The sequence below is a fragment of the Bradyrhizobium sp. 2S1 genome (genome assembly GCF_011516625.5).
Classification (GTDB): Bacteria; Pseudomonadota; Alphaproteobacteria; order Rhizobiales; family Xanthobacteraceae; genus Bradyrhizobium; species Bradyrhizobium septentrionale.
The window spans coordinates 8,078,211-8,097,514 of sequence record NZ_CP147717.1 but is presented as its reverse complement, the minus strand read 5'-3'; the positions used below and the strand labels follow the sequence as shown (position 1 = coordinate 8,097,514).

At 63.5% G+C, this 19,304-nt stretch carries 14 protein-coding genes and 1 pseudogene; 12 read left to right on the top strand and 3 right to left on the bottom strand.

Annotated elements, in window-relative coordinates:
- Positions 1-109: 109 nt before the first annotated feature.
- Both HAP54_RS38265 and HAP54_RS38260 read right to left on the bottom strand, forming a co-directional pair.
- The gene (locus tag HAP54_RS38265) at positions 110-1,453 is read right to left on the bottom strand and encodes an IS1380-like element ISBdi2 family transposase (RefSeq protein ID WP_166204320.1); all 1,344 of its coding nucleotides are present in this window, start codon (positions 1,451-1,453) and stop codon (positions 110-112) included.
- A 138-nt stretch (positions 1,454-1,591) separates the two neighbouring features.
- A pseudogene (locus tag HAP54_RS38260) lies at positions 1,592-2,344 on the bottom strand (IS5 family transposase).
- Positions 2,345-2,634: 290 nt separating this feature from the next.
- Between HAP54_RS38260 and HAP54_RS38255 the strand changes: the two are divergent.
- Positions 2,635-3,657, top strand: a complete 1,023-nt coding sequence (locus HAP54_RS38255) for a DDE-type integrase/transposase/recombinase (RefSeq protein ID WP_166295961.1) — start codon at positions 2,635-2,637, stop codon at positions 3,655-3,657.
- 225 nt (positions 3,658-3,882) lie between these two features.
- On the opposite strand, the gene HAP54_RS38250 is transcribed toward HAP54_RS38255, so the two are convergent.
- Complete coding sequence (locus HAP54_RS38250; RefSeq protein WP_166295958.1) at positions 3,883-4,227, bottom strand: hypothetical protein; 345 nt, start codon at positions 4,225-4,227, stop codon at positions 3,883-3,885.
- A gap of 477 nt (positions 4,228-4,704) precedes the next feature.
- On the opposite strand from HAP54_RS38250, the gene dnaE reads away from it, so the two are divergent.
- From dnaE to bamA, 11 genes are all read left to right on the top strand, one after another.
- Positions 4,705-8,229 carry a DNA polymerase III subunit alpha gene (gene dnaE, locus HAP54_RS38245; RefSeq protein WP_166295955.1) on the top strand — a complete coding sequence of 1,175 codons (3,525 nt, stop codon included), beginning with the start codon at positions 4,705-4,707 and terminating at the stop codon, positions 8,227-8,229.
- 131 nt (positions 8,230-8,360) lie between these two features.
- Entirely contained in the window at positions 8,361-8,873 is a 513-nt protein-coding gene (locus HAP54_RS38240) for a DUF2846 domain-containing protein (protein ID WP_224742017.1), read from the top strand.
- 194 nt (positions 8,874-9,067) lie between these two features.
- Positions 9,068-10,060, top strand: a complete 993-nt coding sequence (locus HAP54_RS38235) for a 30S ribosomal protein S2 (protein ID WP_166295949.1) — start codon at positions 9,068-9,070, stop codon at positions 10,058-10,060.
- 127 nt (positions 10,061-10,187) lie between these two features.
- Positions 10,188-11,111, top strand: a complete 924-nt coding sequence (tsf, locus tag HAP54_RS38230) for a translation elongation factor Ts (protein ID WP_166295946.1) — start codon at positions 10,188-10,190, stop codon at positions 11,109-11,111.
- A gap of 69 nt (positions 11,112-11,180) precedes the next feature.
- Positions 11,181-11,897 carry a UMP kinase gene (gene pyrH, locus HAP54_RS38225; protein ID WP_166295943.1) on the top strand — a complete coding sequence of 239 codons (717 nt, stop codon included), beginning with the start codon at positions 11,181-11,183 and terminating at the stop codon, positions 11,895-11,897.
- Positions 11,898-11,950: 53 nt separating this feature from the next.
- The gene (gene frr, locus HAP54_RS38220) at positions 11,951-12,514 is read left to right on the top strand and encodes a ribosome recycling factor (protein WP_166295940.1); all 564 of its coding nucleotides are present in this window, start codon (positions 11,951-11,953) and stop codon (positions 12,512-12,514) included.
- Positions 12,515-12,535: 21 nt separating this feature from the next.
- Positions 12,536-13,294, top strand: a complete 759-nt coding sequence (locus tag HAP54_RS38215) for an isoprenyl transferase (RefSeq protein ID WP_166295937.1) — start codon at positions 12,536-12,538, stop codon at positions 13,292-13,294.
- Positions 13,291-14,139 (top strand): phosphatidate cytidylyltransferase, encoded by an 849-nt coding sequence (locus HAP54_RS38210; protein ID WP_166295934.1) that lies wholly within the window; start codon positions 13,291-13,293, stop codon positions 14,137-14,139. The genes HAP54_RS38215 and HAP54_RS38210 overlap by 4 nt, the downstream gene beginning before the upstream one ends.
- Positions 14,140-14,143: 4 nt before the next feature.
- Positions 14,144-15,370, top strand: coding sequence for a 1-deoxy-D-xylulose-5-phosphate reductoisomerase (dxr, locus tag HAP54_RS38205; RefSeq protein WP_166295931.1), 1,227 nt, complete (start codon positions 14,144-14,146; stop codon positions 15,368-15,370).
- A gap of 43 nt (positions 15,371-15,413) precedes the next feature.
- Positions 15,414-16,565 carry an RIP metalloprotease RseP gene (rseP, locus tag HAP54_RS38200; protein WP_166295928.1) on the top strand — a complete coding sequence of 384 codons (1,152 nt, stop codon included), beginning with the start codon at positions 15,414-15,416 and terminating at the stop codon, positions 16,563-16,565.
- Between the two features lie 175 nt (positions 16,566-16,740).
- Entirely contained in the window at positions 16,741-19,281 is a 2,541-nt protein-coding gene (gene bamA, locus HAP54_RS38195; RefSeq protein WP_166295925.1) for an outer membrane protein assembly factor BamA, read from the top strand.
- Positions 19,282-19,304: the final 23 nt, after the last annotated feature.

Genomic DNA, 19,304 nt, shown 5'->3' with positions numbered 1-19,304 from the left:
TCTGACGAGGCGCGCGGGATTGCCTTCGGCTTTTCACCGCCTGACGACCCGTACTTTGCAACGCGCTTGAGGTGTAGGTTGGGCGAACGGGGGGCGGACGCCCCGCCGGTCAAGGACCGAGCGGCAGCAGCGCGCCTGGCAAGCCGCGGATCAGGTCGGCTTCGGGACATGCCGCGGCAAACGCAAGGCGAATGCGGCTCGTGGTCTCGACGACACGGGCAGCGAGTTTCAAGAGACGAAGACGCAGCGTCGCGAACTCGGCTGTGGCCAATTCCCGGGCTTTGGGAATCGCGTCGCGCACGGTCAGCATCAGCCAATAAGCGGCGGTGTGGAGAACGAGGCGGACTTGATTGGCGAGCGCCGAACGGCAGCTGGTGCGATCGGAGGCGAGCTGTGTCTTATGCAGCTTGATCAGATTCTCGGCTTGGCCGCGCGCGCAATACAGGCTGTCGTAGATCCACTCGGCCGAGCCGACATCGAGGCTGGTGACGACGAAACGGATGTCGAGGCCGAGCATTGTCGCCTCAATACGGGCGACGGTACGCCGTTCGCGATCCCAGGACTTGGCCTTGTGGCGCGTCTCGGTATAGCCACGCAGAACCGGCAGGTTCTCGATGGCGCGTCGCGTGCGGATGTCGTCGGCGGCCTCGTCGAGTTTTCTGGCGAGCGGCTTGGTGCCGGACAGACCGAAGATGTAGTCGATGCCGTTGGTCTCGCACCACGCCATTGCCTCCGGCCGGGCATAGTGCCCGTCGCCACGGAACGTAATTCGCGTGTTGTGCCACCGCGTCCGGATATGCCGGATCAGGCGGCGCAGGTGGGCACGCACCTCGACGCCGCCCGGCGTCTTGCCGGGCCGCAGCACGACCGCCACGGGCCGGCTCTTCTCCGTGTCGTAGACGTGGATCGGCAGGAAGCAGCGTTCGTCATAATGAGCGTTGAACAGCGAGAGCTGCTGATGGCCGTGGACGACATCGCAGGTATCATCGATGTCGAGCGTGACGGATGCCGGCTCGCGCGGGTAGCTATCCATCCATGCGTCGACCAAAGTGTAGGTCAGTCGGATCACGTCGCGCAGGCGCGGAGCATTCTCCAGCCGCGACAGCGTCGGTTGGGAACACAGATCGCGACCCGTGTCCGGCAGCCGTCCGCAGGCCAGCTTGAATGCGGGATCGGACCGCAGATGATCGAGGTCGTCGGCGTCCTCGTAGCCGCAGCAGATCGCGAACATGCGCGCGCGGAACATATCGACAAGGCTGTGCACGACCCGCGTCGGATCGCGCCGATCCGGGAACACCCGGGCCAGATTGTCGGCCAAGCCGAGACGCCGCTCGGCCATCGCCAGAAGCATCACGCCCCCGTTCGAGGTCAGCCGACCGCCATCGAAGGCAGCTGTGACTTTCTTGGCGTGAACGGCTGGAAACGAGAAGGGCAGAATCGTATCATCGGTCATGGCGGGCCTGGCGTTCGCGGTTGAGGTGATGGGGTTGGCTTTGCAACCGAATCCTACGCCGCATCAGCGCTTTACACCACGCTCGCCAGCCTCTCAGGCGCACTCTGACGAATAAGACGGGCTAGGGCCTGTTTGGATTCATCTTGAATTTATCACAGCGGCGGTGAGATTGATCATGGCTTCGAAGCTGATATCTGTTTTGTCGGCTCGCATGGCGATCCGCTTGAATTCCTTGAGCTTGCAGAAGAAATTTTCGATCAGATGTCGCCATTTGTAGATTTCCGCGTCGATGGCGAGAGGTTTTGCGCGCCGCGGGTGCTGGGAGATGACGACCTTGGCGCCGCGTGCGTCGAGGTCGGCGATGATGGCGTTGCTGTCGAACGCCTTGTCGGCGATCATCGCATCGAAGGTCAGCCCTTCGATCAACGGCGGGACGCCGACCGTGTCGAAGCGCTGTCCTGGCAGCAGCACGAAACGCAGGAGATTGCCGAGCGCGTCGGTCAGTGCCAGGATTTTGGTGGTCATTCCGCCTTTCGAGCGGCCGATCGCCTGGTTTTGCGTCCCCCTTTTGCGCCCTGTCCGTGGCGGTGGACTTTGACGATGGTGGCATCAACCATGACGTACTCCATGTCCGGCTCGTCCGAGACCGCATCAAACATGCGCTTCCAGACGCCCGGCCTTCGCCCAGTCGCGAAAGCGCGTGTACACTGTTATCCAGTTGCCGAAAGCCCGCGGCAGATCGCGCCACGGACTGCCCGTGCGGGCAATCCACAGCACGGCTTCGACAAACAGCCGGTTGTTATTGCCGCTCCGGCCGGGATCGCCCGGCTTGCCAAGACAAAGCGGCTCCATCTTCGCCCATTGGGCATCAGTCAAAACGAATCGGTCCATCCCAAGCTTGAATCACAACCAAGCCAGGATGAGAATCCGGAATCCAAACAGGCCCTAGTCTCCCAATCGGGGAGATCAAAAAGCTCCAGTCCAGCCGCTTTTAGATCATCCTCTATTGTTGCCATATAAGTCAACAAATGTTAATTGCAATTGAACCGGGCGATTCAAACTGCCGCAGGTTGTACGTGGAACAGGGAGGTGTCCAGCCCAGAAGACCCTCGACTTTCGAATTGATTTCTAAGGTGGCTTTCTTTCTTGACGCTAAGCATAAAGGGTCATATAGTCCGGCCATGAACAAGCTGGACCGAAGGGCGCGCGCCCAAATCCTGCACCTCCTCTGCGAAGGGCAGTCGATCCGCGCCATTACGCGTCTGACCGGGGCCAGCAAGAACACGGTTGCCAAGCTGTTGGTGGATGCTGGCCACGCCTGCGCAGCCTATCAAGACAAGATGCTGCGGAACCTGACCTGCAAGCGCGTCCAGATGGATGAAATCTGGTCGTTCGTTTACGCCAAGGCTGCGAACGTGAAGGGCGCTAAGGCCGCTCCGGCGAGCGCTGGCGACGTTTGGACGTGGACCGCCATCGATGCCGACACAAAGCTGATTGTGAGCTGGCTGCTTGGCGCTCGCGATCTGGACGCGGCTATGGCGTTCACCCATGATCTTGAAAACAGGATCGCCAACCGAGTCCAGCTAACGAGCGATGGGCACGCGCCTTACCTGCAAGCCGTTGATGCTGCGTTTGGCGGCGAGGTGGACTACGCGATGCTAATCAAGCTGTATGGCGCGGCCCCGGAGGCGGAAGTCCGTTACAGCCCAGCTAAGTGCATTGGCGCTCGCAAAGAGCCAAAGAGCGGCAACCCGGAGTGGAAGCACATCAGCACGTCCTATGCTGAGCGCAGCAACCTCACCATGCGGATGCACATGCGCCGATTCACGCGGTTGACGAACGCCTTCTCAAAGAAAGTCGAGAACCACGCTGCGGCGATTGCGCTGCATACGATGTACTACAACTTCGTTCGCATCCATCAGACGCTCAAGGTGACGCCTGCAATGGCTGCTGGCGTGACTGACAAGCTTTGGGAGATGGAAGACCTGGTTGTGATGTTGGAGCAGTGGGAGCTGGCGAACTTCAAGCCTGAGTATCAGTTCGTCGTCCGTCAGTACGCCATCGGCAAGGGCCACTCGGTCAGCGTCATGTGGCGCGGCGGAGAAGTGGATAGCGTCTTTGGTTTCCAAAGCGAGAATGAAGCGCTTGAATGGATCAAGGACAAGTCGCGCGCGTGGCTCGTTGAGAATGGAAAAAAGAACTAGACCTTTCCTTGATAAATAACTTGGTTCTTCACCAGCCCATGCATTTCCAGATCATTCGTGGAATGGAATCGACCACTCGGCGGATCGTATTTGAACCGATTGTGCAGGCGGTTGTCCTTCATCCAGATATCTAGATGATCGTTAGCGTAGCTCCATCGCCATTCGTTATGATTTCGGCCATAGCCAATCGTGCCGTCCTCTTTGAACGAGAGGTTCTTGCGGCCCCTAGGATTTGAGGGGTTGTAGACTAGAACCCATTCCCTTGTGTACAGCCCGGACGGGACTGGAGAATTTGTCGTCTGATTTTTGAGGGACAACCAACATGGGATTGACCGGCGCGCGTAGCCACCGGCGCGCAGCAATTTCCAACGCGATCCATACTGCAAAGGCCGTGACGCAAAGGAGCAGCCAAAAAGCCAAGTGATTGCTGAGGACGCCCATCGTTAAGTCTGCGAACCAGACTTCCGGATAGAACCCAGAGCGGTAGCAGATTTCGAAAGCCGTTCTTGCGACGAGCGTGCTGACGCAGGCAAGCGCGATCCCCAAAGCGATTCTTGCTGGCAATCCCATGCGCCGACTTTAGCTATAGGTTTCCTATATGGGCGAGTCCGCATCCCGATCTCCGCAATTAACCAAGCGAAATTTTTCGGGGTCAGTTTTCAAACTGACCCACTACCGTCGCTTGACTCCCAGAACAAAAAAGGAACAATGTTCTGCATACGTTCCAGTTCAGGGAGAGCGGCCATGTTGAAGATTTTCGTGCAGGAAGCTGCAGCGCTGGCATCGATCACGCTGTTCGTCGGGATGATCGCGGTTTGGGCTCAGCTGATCACCCAGTTCTGAAAATGTGCTCGCGGGGACAGGGGCATAGAAGGCGACTTGGCCGGCTCCTGGGGATAAGCAGGAGGACCGGCGGCCTTGTCCGGTTCGGCGTGGACTTGGCAAGGTCCATCGCCCACGATGGAGTTGCGAGTCGGGTCTGAAGCTCATCGAGTTCCGGCTTTGGCACTCGCTCCATCCCTGACTTAAGAGATCCCGTAAGCAGCCATGCCGAATGCCGGATTCGTCCACCTTCACGTTCATTCCGCCTATTCGCTACTGAAGGGCTCGATCAAGATCGCCAAGCTGGGCGAGCTTGCGAAGGCCGACCGCCAGCCGGCGCTGGCGCTCACCGATACCGACAACATGTTCGGGGCGCTGGAATTCTCCGACAAGATGGCCGGCTACGGCATCCAGCCGATCGTCGGCTGCGAGCTTGCTGTGGATTTCGGCGACGTCGACCCCAATACACGCAGCATCCTGGCGACGGCGCCGACGCGGATCGTGCTGCTGGCGGCGCGCGAGCGCGGCTATCGCAGCCTGATGCGGCTGAACTCGCGGGCGTTCCTGGAGACGCCGGTCAACCAGACCCCGCATATCAAGATCGATTGGCTCACCGACGACGCCGAGGATCTGATCGCGCTGACCGGCGGTCCCGACGGGCCGATCGCGCTGGCGCTGCGTGCCGAACAGGCGGCGCTGGCGGCGACCCGTTGCGAGCGTCTGGCGAGCGTGTTCGGCGATCGCCTCTACATCGAATTGCAGCGCCACGGCATCGACAAGGAGCGCCGCACCGAGGGCGGGCTGATCGATCTCGCCTATAGCAAGGGCCTGCCGCTGGTTGCGACCAACGAGCCGTATTTCGCCAGCACTGACGATTACGAATCGCATGACGCGCTGCTGTGCATCGCCGGCGGCCATCTGATCGCCGAGACCAATCGCGAGCAGCTGACCCCGGATCACCGTTTCAAGTCCCGCGCGGAAATGGCGGTGCTGTTTGCCGATATCCCGGAGGCGCTTGCCTCGACGGTCGAGATCGCCGAGCGCTGCTCGTTCCGGCCGAAGACCCGCAAGCCGATCCTGCCGTTCTTCACCGTCGGTGCTGCGGCGAGCTCGGACGCCGCCGCCGACGAGGCCGCCGAGCTGAAGCGCCAGGCCGAGGAGGGGCTTGCCAATCGCCTGCGGGTGCACGGTCTCTCGCCGGGCATGACGGAGGAGGACTACAGCAAGCGCCTCGCCTTCGAGCTCGACGTCATCACCCGCATGAAATATGCGGGCTACTTCCTGATCGTGTCGGACTTCATCAAATGGGCGAAGGCGCAGGGCATTCCGGTCGGACCGGGCCGCGGCTCCGGCGCAGGCTCGCTGGTCGCCTGGGTGCTCACCATCACCGATCTCGATCCGATGCGCTTTGCGCTGCTGTTCGAGCGCTTCCTCAATCCCGAACGCGTCTCGATGCCGGACTTCGACATCGACTTCTGCCAGGACCGCCGCGGTGAGGTGATCCAGTACGTGCAGGACCGCTACGGCCGCGACCAGGTGGCGCAGATCATCACCTTCGGTACGCTGCAGGCGCGCGGTGTGCTGCGCGACGTCGGGCGCGTGCTGCAGATGCCGTACGGGCAGGTCGACAAGCTGACCAAGCTGGTGCCGCAGAATCCCGCAGCGCCGGTGACGCTGGCGCAGGCCATCGAAGGCGAGCCCAAGCTGCAGGCGTTCCGCGACGAGGATCCGGTGGTGGCGCGCGCCTTCGACATCGCGCAGCGCCTCGAGGGGCTGACTCGCCACGCCTCGACCCACGCCGCCGGCATCGTGATCGGCGACCGGCCGCTGAGCGAGCTGGTGCCGATGTACCGCGATCCGAAATCGGACATGCCGGTCACCCAGTTCAACATGAAATGGGTCGAGCCGGCGGGCCTCGTGAAGTTCGACTTCCTCGGCCTCAAGACGCTGACGGTGCTCGACGTCGCGGTCAAGCTGCTCAAGCAGCGCGACGTTCATGTCGACCTCGCGACGCTGCCGATCGACGACGCGCCGAGCTATCAGATGCTGGCCCGGGGCGACGTCGTCGGCGTGTTCCAGGTGGAAAGCCAGGGCATGCGGCGCGCGCTGATCGACATGCGGCCGGACCGCTTCGAGGACATCATCGCGCTGGTGGCGTTGTACCGTCCCGGTCCGATGGCGAACATCCCGACCTATTGCGCGCGCAAGCATGGCGACGAGGAGTCGGAATATCTGCATCCGATCCTGGAGCCGATCCTGAAGGAGACCTTCGGCGTCATCATCTATCAGGAACAGGTGATGCAGATCGCGCAGCAGATGGCCGGCTACTCGCTCGGCCAGGCCGACCTGCTGCGCCGCGCGATGGGCAAGAAGATCCGCGCCGAGATGGACAAGCAGCGCGACGTCTTCGTCGCCGGCGCGATGAAGAACTCTGTGCCGAAGGGCCAGGCCGAGACGATCTTCGAGCTGCTCGCCAAGTTCGCCGACTACGGCTTCAACAAGAGCCATGCGGCGGCCTATGCGCTGGTGTCGTACCACACCGCCTACATGAAGGCGCATTACCCGGTCGAGTTCCTCGCGGCGTCGATGACGCTCGAACTCAACAACACCGACAAGCTCTCCGAATTCCGCTCGGAGGCGCAACGGCTCGGCATCAAGGTCGAGGCGCCCAACATCAATCGCTCCGGCCCGACCTTCGAGGTCAGCGGCAACACGATCTACTACGCGCTCGCGGCGCTGAAGGGCGTCGGCATCCAGGCGGTCGAGCAGATCATCGAGGAGCGCAACAAGAAAGGCGCCTTCACCTCGCTCGCCGATTTCGCCGCGCGGGTCAGCCCGCGCGCCGTCAACAAGCGCATCATCGAAAGCCTCGCGGCGGCGGGCGCCTTCGACACGCTCGAGCCGAACCGCGCGCGCGTCTTCGCCGGCGCCGATGCGATCCTCGCCGCCTGCCAGCGCAGCCACGAGGCGGCAACCTCGGGCCAGAACGACATGTTCGGCAGCGCTCCGGATGCGCCCAGCATCATGCTGCCGCAGGTCGAGCCGTGGCTGCCCGCAGACCGGCTGCGGCGCGAGTATGACGCGATCGGCTTCTTCCTGTCGGGCCATCCGCTCGACGATTACGCGACCGCGCTGAAGCGGCTGCGCGTGCAATCCTGGGCGGAGTTCTCCCGCGCGGTGAAGACCGGCGCCACCGCCGGCAAGGTCGCGGCAACCGTGGTCTCGCGCATGGAGCGGCGCACCAAAACCGGCAACAAGATGGGCATCATGGGCCTGTCGGACCCGACCGGCCATTTCGAGGCGGTGCTGTTCTCCGAGGGGCTTGCGCAGTATCGCGACGTGCTCGAGCCGGGCGCGGCCGTGCTGCTGCAGCTCGGCGCCGAGCTGCAGGGCGAGGACGTGCGGGCGAGGGTGCTGCACGCCGAGCCGCTGGATCACGCCGCCGCCAAGACGCAAAAGGGCCTGCGGATCTTCGTGCGCGACACCAAGCCGCTGGATTCGATCACCCGCCGACTCAACATGCCGGACGCGGCGCCCGCCCCGGGTGGCGGCGCGAAGGTCCCGGCGGCAAAGCCCGCGCCGGCAGCCGCGCCGCCGGCAGGCGCTGCCGATGGCGACGTCTCGCTGGTGATGATGCTCGACCTCGAGACCGAGGTGGAGATGAAGCTGCCCGGTCGCTACAAGGTCTCCCCGCAGATCGCCGGCGCGATCAAGGCGGTGACGGGCGTCGTCGACGTGCAGACGCTTTAGACGCGATCGCGCTCCGTGCTTCGCGATCAGTTGATCCACCGTTGCCGGGCCCGCCTGCCGTTGCAACCCAACCGTGTGTCTGTTTAACATGACGTCGGGTTGGCTTTGGGGGCGCAATGTTCTGGCGGGGAATGGTGGTGTTGGCTGCGGCCGCGCTGTTGTGCGGCTGTGAAACGACGCAGCGGAATGGGCTCGACTATGCGGCGATGACGCAGAAGGTGGGCCCGCCAAAGGCCGGACACGGGCGCATCGTGATGCTCCGGGAAAAGGACTTCGCCAACATCGCCGACAGGGCGTTTGAGTTCCAGCTCGACGGTACGCCGATCCAGGGCCTCAAGACCGGAACCTACGTCTATGTCGATCGTCCGGCCGGCCAGCATCAGCTGACGGCGAGCGAGGCCGGCTTTCCCGGCGTGACCGAGCGGGCCGTCGCGATTCAGGCGGGCCAGACTCAGTTCTATCTGGTTCGGATGAGCGAGAGAAAAAGCGCCATCTTGGCATCATCAGCGAATACCGGGCTGTTGGGCCTCGCCCTCAGTACCGCCATCACCTCGGGCTACAAGAATTCCGGGCCGCTCGATTTCCTTCCTTTGGAGGAGGGCGCAGCCCGAACCATGATCGCGGAGCTGCGGCTGGCAGAATAGGGCCATTTTGGCACGATTTAAGCCCATCCGGCCGGCTTAACCGGCCGTATTTTCTTGCTTATGGCGCAAATCGCGCTATATACCGCGCCATCTCACACGGAAACATGGCTCTCAAAGGCCGTCCGGTGGCAACCGGGCCAGTCAGGCTCGCTTGCTCACACGTTTCCGGAGGAACCAACCGGAGAATTAGAACTATGTCGCTGCCCGAATTCAATATGCGTCAGCTTTTGGAAGCTGGTGTTCACTTTGGTCACCAATCCCACCGCTGGAACCCGAAGATGCAGGATTACATCTTCGGCGCCCGCAACAACATCCACATCATCGACCTCGCGCAGACTGTGCCGATGCTGCACCGTGCCCTGCAGGCGGTCAGCGATACCGTCGCCAAGGGCGGCCGCATCCTGTTCGTCGGCACCAAGCGCTCGGCCCAGGACGGCGTTGCCGATGCTGCCAAGCGCTCGGCGCAGTACTTCGTCAATTCGCGCTGGCTCGGCGGCACGCTGACGAACTGGAAGACGATCTCGGCCTCGATCAAGCGGCTGCGTCACCTCGACGACGTGCTCGGGTCCGGCGAAGCCAGCTCCTACACCAAGAAGGAGCGGCTGACGCTGCAGCGCGAGCGCGACAAGCTCGACCGCTCGCTCGGCGGCATCAAGGACATGGGCGGTCTTCCCGACATGATCTTCGTGATCGACACCAACAAGGAAGACATCGCGATCCAGGAAGCGCAGCGGCTCAACATCCCGGTCGCCGCGATCGTCGATACCAACTCGGACCCGAAGGGCATCACCTATGTGGTGCCGGGCAATGACGACGCCGGCCGCGCGATCTCGCTGTATTGCGACCTCGTGGCGCGCGCCGCCATCGACGGCATCTCGCGCGCTCAGGGCGATTCCGGAATCGACATCGGTGCGTCCGCGACCCCCGTGCAGGAAGAGCTCCCGGCGGCTGCACCGTCCGGCTTCCAGGGCCTCGCCGGTCCGCGCGGCACCGCCGACAACCTCAAGAAGCTCACCGGCGTGTCCGGTACCATCGAGAAGAAGCTCAACGACCTCGGCATCTTCCACTACTGGCAGCTCGCCGAGCTCGACCACGACACCGCGCACAAGATCGGCGAAGAAGTCGGTCTGCCGAGCCGTGCCGACGCCTGGGTCGCCCAGGCCAAGACGCTCGCCGAAGCGGAATAATCGTTACGCGGCGTGGCCGGAACTCACCCGGCCGCCGCTTCACTTCCACGAACAACGATTTCCCTGTCGCTGACGGCGGCGCCATCGGGCGCCGCGGTTTCTGTACAGGCAAGAAGGACATTGAACGATGGCAACGATCACAGCAGCGATGGTCAAGGATCTCCGCGAATCGACCGGCGCGGGCATGATGGATTGCAAGGCGGCGCTGACCGAGAGCAACGGCGACATGCAGGCCGCGCAGGATTGGCTGCGCAAGAAGGGCCTCTCCAAGGCCGCCAAGAAGGCCGGCCGCGTGGTGGCCGAGGGCCAGATCGGCGCGCTGACCTCCGGCACCAAGGGCGTGCTGGTCGAGGTCAACTCCGAGACCGACTTCGTCGCGCGCAACGAGCAGTTCCAGGGTCTGGTCAAGATGATCGCCCAGGTCGCGCTGCATAACGCCGCCGATGTCGAGACGATCAAGGCGGCCAAGGTCGGCGACGTCACCGTCGAGACCGCGATCTCCGACGCCATCGCGACCATCGGCGAGAACATGACGCTGCGCCGCGCCGCTTCGCTGGAGGTGAGCAAGGGCGTGGTGTCGAGCTATGTCCACAACGCCGTCGTCGAGGGCGCCGGCAAGATCGGCGTGATCGTGGCCCTTGAGTCGCCCGGCAAGACCGACGAGCTCGCCGTGCTCGGCCGCCAGCTCGCCATGCACGTCGCCGCGGCGAAGCCGCTGGCGCTGGATCCGGCCGGGCTCGATCCCGAGACCGTCAAGCGCGAGAAGGACGTGCTCGCCGACAAGTACCGCCAGCAGGGCAAGCCGGAGAACGTCATCGAGAAGATCGTCGATTCCGGCCTGAAGACCTACTACAAGGAGGTCTGCCTCCTCGATCAGGCCTTCATCCACGACAGCGGCAAGTCGGTTGCCCAGGCGGTGAAGGAAGCTGAGGGTAAGGTCGGCGGGCCGATCAAAATCGCTGGCTTTGTGAACTATGCTCTCGGTGAGGGAATCGAGAAGCAGGAAAGCGACTTCGCCGCCGAAGTCGCGGCCGCCAGCGGCAAGAAGTAACCGCTGACACCAGGCGTCCGGCGCACGCGCCGGAGGCCTACCTGCGCGGATAGGAAAGCGATCGCATCAATGGCTGAGCCGATCTATCGTCGCGTGGTGATCAAGCTGTCCGGCGAATATCTGGCCGGCTCCCACGGCTTCGGGATCGATCAACCGACGATCGACCGCGTCGCCGACGACCTGATCGCGGCCCGCAAGCTCGGCATCGAGGTCGCGGTCGTGATCGGCGGCGGCAACATCGTCCGCGGCGTCGAGGTCTCCTCACGCGGCGTGTCGCGGCCGACCGGCGACACCATGGGCATGCTTGCTACCATGATGAATTGCCTGGCGCTTGAGGCGGCGATCGAGCGCAAGGGAAGCCCGGCGCGGACCTTGTCGGCATTCGTGATGCCGGAGATTTCCGAGCTGTTCACCCGTACTGCGGCGCACAAATACCTCGCCGAGGGACGGATCGTCCTGCTCGGCGGCGGAACCGGTAATCCGTTCTTCACCACCGACACCACGGCCGTGCTGCGCGCGGCCGAGATCGGTGCGCAGGCGGTGTTGAAAGCCACCAATGTGGACGGCGTCTACAGCGCCGATCCGAAGAAGGACCCCAAAGCCAAGCGCTTCGATCGCCTGACCCATTCGCAGGCGATCGAGGGGGGCTACAAGGTCATGGACGCGACCGCTTTCGCGCTTGCCCGCGAGACGTCGCTGCCTATCATCGTGTTCTCGATCGCGGAGCCCGGTTCGATCGGTGCGATTCTGCGCGGTACCGGACACGGCACGGTCGTCGCCGGCTGATTGCCGCGCCTCCGGGCGTCGACAGCCGGTTTCTAAGTGAAAGGGAGAAGGTCATGGCCGCAGCTGGTTTTGACATCAACGACGTGAAGCGCCGCATGCAGGGTGCCACGCAATCGCTCAAGCACGAACTCGGAGGTCTGCGCACCGGCCGCGCCGCGGCCTCCATGCTGGAGCCGGTCCAGGTCGAGGCTTACGGCTCGCATATGCCGCTCAACCAGGTTGCGACCATCAGCGTACCCGAGCCGCGCCTGCTCTCGGTGCAGGTCTGGGACAAGACCATGGTGAAGGCGGTCGAAAAGGCGATCGTCGATTCCAACCTCGGACTGTCGCCGGCGACCGAAGGTCAGGTGCTGCGCCTGCGGATTCCCGAGCTCAACGAGGAGCGCCGCAAGGAGCTCGTCAAGGTCGCGCACAAATACGCGGAGGCAGCGAAGGTCGCCGTGCGCCATGTGCGCCGCGACGGCCTCGACGTCATCAAGAAGCTCGAGAAGAATCACGAGATCTCCGAGGACGATCAGGAGCGCCTGTCGAACGAGGTGCAGAAGGCGACCGACGGCATGATCGCCGAAGTCGATCAGCTGCTTGCCGCCAAGGAGAAGGAAATCCTGACGGTCTGAAGGCGCTACGGAAACCAGCCGATGTCGAACGCTGCCGCCCCAGCAACTGACGGACCGGATCGCTCCGGTGCTCCGTTGCATGTGGCGATCATTATGGACGGCAACGGGCGCTGGGCGGCGTCGCGCGGCCTGCCGCGCGTCGAGGGCCATCGCCGCGGCGTCGAGGCGCTGCGCCGCGTGGTGCGTGCGGCCCATGAACTCGGCATCGTCTATCTCACGATCTTTTCCTTCAGCTCGGAAAACTGGTCGCGGCCGGCGAGCGAGATCGGCGATCTGTTCGGCCTGTTGCGCCGCTTTATCCGCAACGATCTGGCGACGCTGCATCGTGACGGGGTGCGGGTGCGCGTGATCGGCGAGCGGGACGGGCTCGACCCCGACATCTGCGCGCTGCTCAACGAGGCCGAGGAGCTGACCAGGAACAACGACAAGCTCAACCTTGTGGTCGCTTTCAACTACGGTTCGCGGGCGGAGATCGCCGCCGCCGCGCGGCGCCTTGCGCGCGAGGTCGCCGAAGGCAAGCGCGACGCCAACTCCATCGATGCCGACACGCTCGGCCAATATCTCGACGCGCCCGACATTCCGGATCCCGATCTGATCATCCGCACCAGCGGCGAGCAGCGTCTGTCGAACTTCCTGATGTGGCAGGCCGCCTACAGCGAATTGGTATTCGTGCCGATTCACTGGCCGGATTTCGACAAGGCCGCGCTCGAAGGCGCGATTGCCGAATACGGCAAGCGCGAGCGCAGGTTCGGCGGCCTCGCTGCGAAAACCGGCTCGTGACCGAGGGCGAAGCCGCACCGGCGGCAGCGAGCGAGCAGGGATCGCGCAATCTCGTGATGCGCGTGGTTGCGGCGCTGGTGCTGGCGCCGCTCGCGATCGCACTGGCCTATCTGGGTGGCGTCGCCTGGTCGCTTCTGGTGACGCTGGCGGCGGTCGGATTGTTCGCCGAATGGCTTGTTGTTACCGGCCTCGGACGCGAGCTCCGCGTCGTGGTGCCGGGCGTCGTCGCGCTGCTGCTTGCCGGACTTGGCCTGATGGCGGGTCGGATCGATGTCGCCCTGATCGTGCTCGCCGTCGGCGCCGTCGTTGTCGCCCTGACGTCGGGCGCGCGGCGCAACTGGGCCGTTGCGGGATTGCTCTATGCGGCGGGGGCCGAGGTCGCATCGGTGCTGCTGCGCCTCGATGCGGCGAAGGGATTCGCCGCGCTGATGTTCGTATTGCTGATCGTGTGGGTCACCGATATCGGCGGCTATTTCGCGGGCCGCGGCATCGGCGGACCGAAGCTCTGGGTGCGGGTCAGTCCGAAGAAGACCTGGGCCGGCGCCGCCGGTGGTTTCGTCGCAAGCCTGCTCGTTGCCGCCGGCTTTGCCGCCTTCGAGATCGGCACGACCGGGCCGCTGCTGTTGCTCGGCGCCGTGTTGTCGGTGGTTTCGCAGCTCGGCGATCTCTTCGAATCCGCGGTGAAGCGGCGGTTCGGCGTGAAGGATTCGAGCCACATCATTCCCGGCCATGGCGGCCTCCTAGACCGCCTGGACGGATTTGTCGCGGCCGTCATTGTGGCGGCGATTTTCGGCTTTCTCCGTGGTGGCGCCGATGGCGTCGGGCGCGGTCTTATGGTTTGGTGATGAGATGAGCGCAGTTCCGTTGCGTAACAACAAGGCCGGGGCGGCATCCGCCGCGCGGACCGTGACCGTCCTCGGTGCCACCGGCTCGATCGGCGACAGCACGATGGATTTGCTGCGGGGCGCGCGCGACCGCTACCGGGTCGAGGCGCTGACCGCGAACAGCAATGTCGAGGGACTGGCGAAGCTCGCCAAGGAGTTCGGCGCGCGGTTCGCCGCCATTGCCGATCCTGCCAGGCTTTCCGAACTGAAGGACGCGCTCGCCGGAACCCGGATCGAATGCGGGGCCGGGGAGAGCGCCATCATCGAAGCGGCCGCGCGGCCGGCCGAATGGGTGATGGCGGCGGTCAGCGGCGCGGCCGGACTAAAGCCGGCGCTTGCCGCGGTCGATCGTGGCGCCACCGTCGCGCTCGCCAACAAGGAATGTTTGGTCTGCGCCGGCGATATCTTCATGGAGCGGGCCAAGAAGGCCGGCGCCTGCATCCTGCCGGCGGACTCCGAGCATAATGCGCTGTTCCAGGCGCTGGCTTCCGGCAATCGCGAGGAACTGACGCGGGTGATCATCACCGCGTCAGGCGGGCCGTTCCGCACCTGGGCCCCCGCCGACATCGAGCAGGCGACGCTGGAACAGGCGCTGAAGCATCCCAACTGGAGCATGGGGCAGAAGATTACGATCGATTCCGCCTCGATGATGAACAAGGGCCTCGAGGTGATCGAGGCGTCCTACCTTTTCGCGCTGGCGCCCGACGAGATCGACGTGCTGGTGCACCCGCAGTCGATCATCCACGGCATGGTCGAGTTCTCCGACCGCTCGGTGGTGGCCCAGCTCGGCACGCCCGACATGCGGATCCCGATCGCGCACTGCCTGGGCTGGCCTGATCGCGTCGTCGGCCCGTCCGCCAAGCTCGATCTCGCCAAGATCGGCCAGCTCACCTTCGAGGCGCCGGATTTCCAGCGCTTCCCTGGGCTGCGGCTGGCCTACGAGGCGCTGCGGAGCGGGCACGGCGCGACCACCGTGTACAATGCCGCGAACGAGATCGCAGTCGCAGCCTTCATCGCCGGCAAGATCAAGTTCGGCGCGATCGCCCGGCTGGTCGAGGCGACAATGAACGATTGGATCAGGTCGGGGAATCAGCCACCACTGCACTCGGCGGATGATGCGATTTCCGTTGACCATATCGCGCGAAATAAAGCTGCCGCCCTATTGCCTCAAATTGCCTTAAAGGCAACCTAGAGGGTTGGGGACGGAGCCTCTGGCTCTTGTCGAGGGAAATCGAATGCCCGAATTTTTTCTTCATTATTTCAATGCGTTGAGCCACGGGCTCATCGGCTACATTGTTCCCTTCTTATTCGTCCTGACGATCGTTGTTTTCTTTCACGAGCTTGGCCATTTCCTGGTTGCGCGCTGGGCTGGCGTGAAGGTGTTGACCTTCTCGCTGGGGTTCGGGCCGGAGCTTGCCGGCTTCAATGACCGGCATGGCACGCGCTGGAAGCTCTCCGCGATTCCGCTCGGCGGTTACGTCAAGTTCTTCGGCGACGACAGCGAGGCGTCGACGCCGTCGACGGAGACGCTCGCCTCCATGACGGCTGAGGAGCGCCAGGGCAGCTTCCACCACAAGTCGGTCGGAAAGCGCACCGCCATCGTCGTCGCTGGTCCAGTGGCGAATTTCATTCTCGGCGCCCTGATCTTTGCGGGTATGGCGCTCTATTACGGCAAGCCGAGCACGATCGCGCGGGTCGATGGTCTGGTCGCCGAGAGCGTTGCCGCGAACTCAGGATTCAAGGTCGGTGACGTCGTCGTCGAGATCGACGGCAGTGCGATTCAGAGCTTTGCCGACATGCAGCGGATCGTAGCTTCGAATGCAGGTTCAGCTCTTGGGTTCAAAGTGAGGCGTGATGGGCAGATTGTCTCGCTGACCGCCTCGCCGGCGCTCAAGGAGGTCAAGGACCCCTTCGGCAATGCCCACCGAATCGGCGTGCTCGGAATCGAGCACAAGGCTCAGACTGGCGAAGCAACCAGCGCCTCCGTCGGCGTTCTGGAAGCCCTGAAAATCGGCGTCGAGCAGGTTTGGTACATCATTGCCAGCACCTTCAAGTTCCTCGGGTCGCTGTTCGTGGGAACCGGCAATCCGGGCGAGGTAAGTGGGGTCATCGGAATCGCAAAGCTGTCCGGTCAGGCCGCGAGCGCAGGTTTCCAATTCGTTGTGAACCTTTGTGCCATCCTGTCGGTCTCGATTGGCCTCTTGAACCTGTTCCCGATCCCGCTCCTGGATGGCGGCCACCTGCTGTTCTACGGCGCGGAGGCGCTCCGTGGACGCCCGCTGTCGGAGCGGACGCAGGAGGTGGGTTTCCGAATCGGGCTGGGTTTGGTCCTGATGCTGATGGTGTTTGCGACGTATAACGACATCCTCAGGATCGCCGGGTCCTAAAGCGGGCTTTTCTGTGGCGTTGCCGATGAGCAACGTGTTGGTACGAAAATGGAAATGTTCGGCTGTAGTAAGTTTGCCCCCTTGGCAAAACTGGTTACAAGCTGGGCGGTAGGTTGGGAATCTGTCGGGGCGTTGGGGAACGATCCGGCATCGCTAAGATAAGGGCGCGCAGCGCATGATGTTTGGAATGCGAGTGAGGGGGGGGCTGTTCGCCGCCTTGGTCATGTTCGCCGTGCCGGTGGCTGCCACCTTGGCGGCCGTAGCTGTTTCTGCGCCTGCGTATGCGCAGACCGTCGATTCGATCACGGTGGAGGGGAATCGCCGCGTCGAACTCGAAACCATCCGCTCCTATTTCCATCCCGGACCGGGCGGTCGGCTGGGCCAGGCCCAGATCGACGACGGCCTGAAGGCGCTGATCGAGACCGGTCTGTTCCAGGACGTCCACATCGACCAGCGAGGCGGACGCCTTGTCGTGGTCGTGGTCGAGAACCCGGTGATCGGCCGTGTCGCCTTCGAGGGCAACAAGAAGGTCAAGGACGAGCAGCTCACTGCCGAAGTCCAGTCGAAGCCGCGCGGCACCTTCTCGCGCCCGATGGTCCAGTCGGACGCCCTGCGCATCGCCGAAATCTACCGTCGCTCCGGCCGTTACGACGTGCGGGTCAATCCGCAGATCATCGAGCAGCCGAACAACCGCGTCGACCTGATCTTCGAGGTCAATGAAGGCGTGAAGACCGGCGTCCGGTCGATCGAGTTCATAGGCAACAACGCCTATTCGGCGTCCCGCCTGCGCGACATCATCAAGACCCGCGAATCGAACCTGCTGAGCTTCCTCGGCGGCAACGACGTCTACGATCCCGACCGGGTCGAGGCTGACCGCGATCTGATTCGCCGCTTCTACCTCAAGAACGGCTATGCCGACGTCCAGGTCGTGGCCGCGCTGACCGAATACGATCCCGACAAGAAGGGCTTTCTGGTTACCTTCAAGATCGAAGAAGGCCAGCAATACCGCGTCGCCGCCGTCAACTACACCTCGTCGATCTCAACGCTCGACCCGAACGCGCTGCGCACCTATTCGCGCGTCAATGTCGGCTCGCTCTACAACGCCGAGGCGCTGGAGAAGTCAGTCGAGGAAATGCAGATCGAGGCGTCGCGCCGCGGCTATGCCTTCGCGGTGGTCCGGCCGCGCGGTGATCGCAATTTCGACAATCACACGGTGTCGATCACGTTCGCGATCGACGAAGGACCGCGCACCTATATCGAGCGTATCAATGTCCGCGGCAACAGCCGCACCCGCGACTACGTGATCCGCCGCGAGTTCGATATCTCCGAGGGTGACGCCTACAACCGCGCGCTGGTCGACCGTGCCGAGCGCCGGCTGAAGAACCTCGACTTCTTCAAGACCGTCAAGATCACCACCGAGCCGGGCTCCTCCAGCGATCGCGTCATCCTGATCGTCGATCTCGAAGAGAAGTCGACTGGCGACTTCTCGGTGTCGGGCGGTTACTCGACCACCGATGGCGCGCTGGCCGAAGTCAGCGTGTCCGAGCGCAATCTGCTCGGCCGCGGCCTGTTCGCGAAGGCGTCGGTGACCTACGGCCAGTATGCCCGCGGCTATTCGTTGTCGTTCGTCGAGCCCTATCTGCTCGACTACCGCGTCGCGCTCGGTCTCGACTTCTATCAGCGCCAGCAGCTGTCCAACAGCTACATCGCGTACGGCACAAAGACGCTGGGCTTCAGCCCGCGGCTCGGCTTCAGCCTGCGGGAAGATCTCTCGCTGCAGCTGCGCTACTCGATCTATCAGCAGGAAATCACGCTGCCGTCGACGTTGAACAACTGTAACAACGTGCAGACCCTGCCGGATGGAACGCCGAATCCCGCGTTCAACCCGAGCCCGGCCTATGCGAACCTCAACGGCATCGATCTGACGTCGACCAATGGTCTCGGCTGCTACTTCGACGGCGAAGCCTCGCTGCCGGTTCGCAAGGAGCTGGCGGGCGGCAAGACCCTGACCTCGGCGCTGGGCTATACGCTCAACTACAACACCCTCGACAACAACAAGAACCCGACCGACGGTCTGATCGTCGACTTCAAGCAGGACTTCGCCGGCGTCGGCGGCGACGTCAGCTACATCAAGAGCGCGGTCGACGCGAAGTACTACACCCCGCTGGTCTCTGATCTCGTCGGCCTGATCCACGCCCAGGGCGGCATCCTGAACAAGCTCGGCAGCCAGGATCTGCGCATGCTGGATCACTTCCAGATGGGCCCGAACCTGGTCCGCGGCTTCGCGCCGAACGGCATCGGTCCGCGTGACATCAATCCCTACGGCACCATGGACGCGATCGGCGGCACCAAGTATTGGGGCGTGTCGGCGGAACTGCAGATGCCGTTCTGGTTCCTGCCGAAGGAAGTCGGGCTCAAGGGCGCGGTCTATGCCGACGCCGGCGGCCTGTACGACTACAAGGGCCCGACCTCGTGGGCGGCAACCGGCGAGGTCAACGTGCCCGGTTGTATCAAGCCGACGACGAACCCGCCGACTCCGGGCACCTGCCTTGGCCTGAGCTATGATGATAGCAAGGTCGTCCGTACCTCGGTCGGTGTTGGCCTGATCTGGCAGTCACCGTTCGGCCCGCTGCGCTTCGATTACGCAGTGCCGCTGACCAAGGGTGCGTATGACCGCACGCAAGAATTCCGGTTTGGCGGCGGTACGACGTTCTAAGACCGATTGCCGACCGGACTGCG

What these genes read in the sequence shown, in the direction of transcription:
- frr (WP_166295940.1), top strand. Translation starts at nt 11,951, where the DNA reads ATGGCCGCAGCTGGTTTTGACATCAACGACGTGAAGCGCCGCATGCAG.
- HAP54_RS38215 (WP_166295937.1), top strand. Translation starts at nt 12,536, where the DNA reads ATGTCGAACGCTGCCGCCCCAGCAACTGACGGACCGGATCGCTCCGGT.
- bamA (WP_166295925.1), top strand. Translation starts at nt 16,741, where the DNA reads ATGATGTTTGGAATGCGAGTGAGGGGGGGGCTGTTCGCCGCCTTGGTC.
- dnaE (WP_166295955.1), top strand. Translation starts at nt 4,705, where the DNA reads ATGCCGAATGCCGGATTCGTCCACCTTCACGTTCATTCCGCCTATTCG.
- pyrH (WP_166295943.1), top strand. Translation starts at nt 11,181, where the DNA reads ATGGCTGAGCCGATCTATCGTCGCGTGGTGATCAAGCTGTCCGGCGAA.
- rseP (WP_166295928.1), top strand. Translation starts at nt 15,414, where the DNA reads ATGCCCGAATTTTTTCTTCATTATTTCAATGCGTTGAGCCACGGGCTC.
- tsf (WP_166295946.1), top strand. Translation starts at nt 10,188, where the DNA reads ATGGCAACGATCACAGCAGCGATGGTCAAGGATCTCCGCGAATCGACC.
- HAP54_RS38255 (WP_166295961.1), top strand. Translation starts at nt 2,635, where the DNA reads ATGAACAAGCTGGACCGAAGGGCGCGCGCCCAAATCCTGCACCTCCTC.
- HAP54_RS38250 (WP_166295958.1), bottom strand. Translation starts at nt 4,227, where the DNA reads ATGGGATTGCCAGCAAGAATCGCTTTGGGGATCGCGCTTGCCTGCGTC.
- HAP54_RS38240 (WP_224742017.1), top strand. Translation starts at nt 8,361, where the DNA reads ATGGTGGTGTTGGCTGCGGCCGCGCTGTTGTGCGGCTGTGAAACGACG.
- HAP54_RS38235 (WP_166295949.1), top strand. Translation starts at nt 9,068, where the DNA reads ATGTCGCTGCCCGAATTCAATATGCGTCAGCTTTTGGAAGCTGGTGTT.
- dxr (WP_166295931.1), top strand. Translation starts at nt 14,144, where the DNA reads ATGAGCGCAGTTCCGTTGCGTAACAACAAGGCCGGGGCGGCATCCGCC.
- HAP54_RS38265 (WP_166204320.1), bottom strand. Translation starts at nt 1,453, where the DNA reads ATGACCGATGATACGATTCTGCCCTTCTCGTTTCCAGCCGTTCACGCC.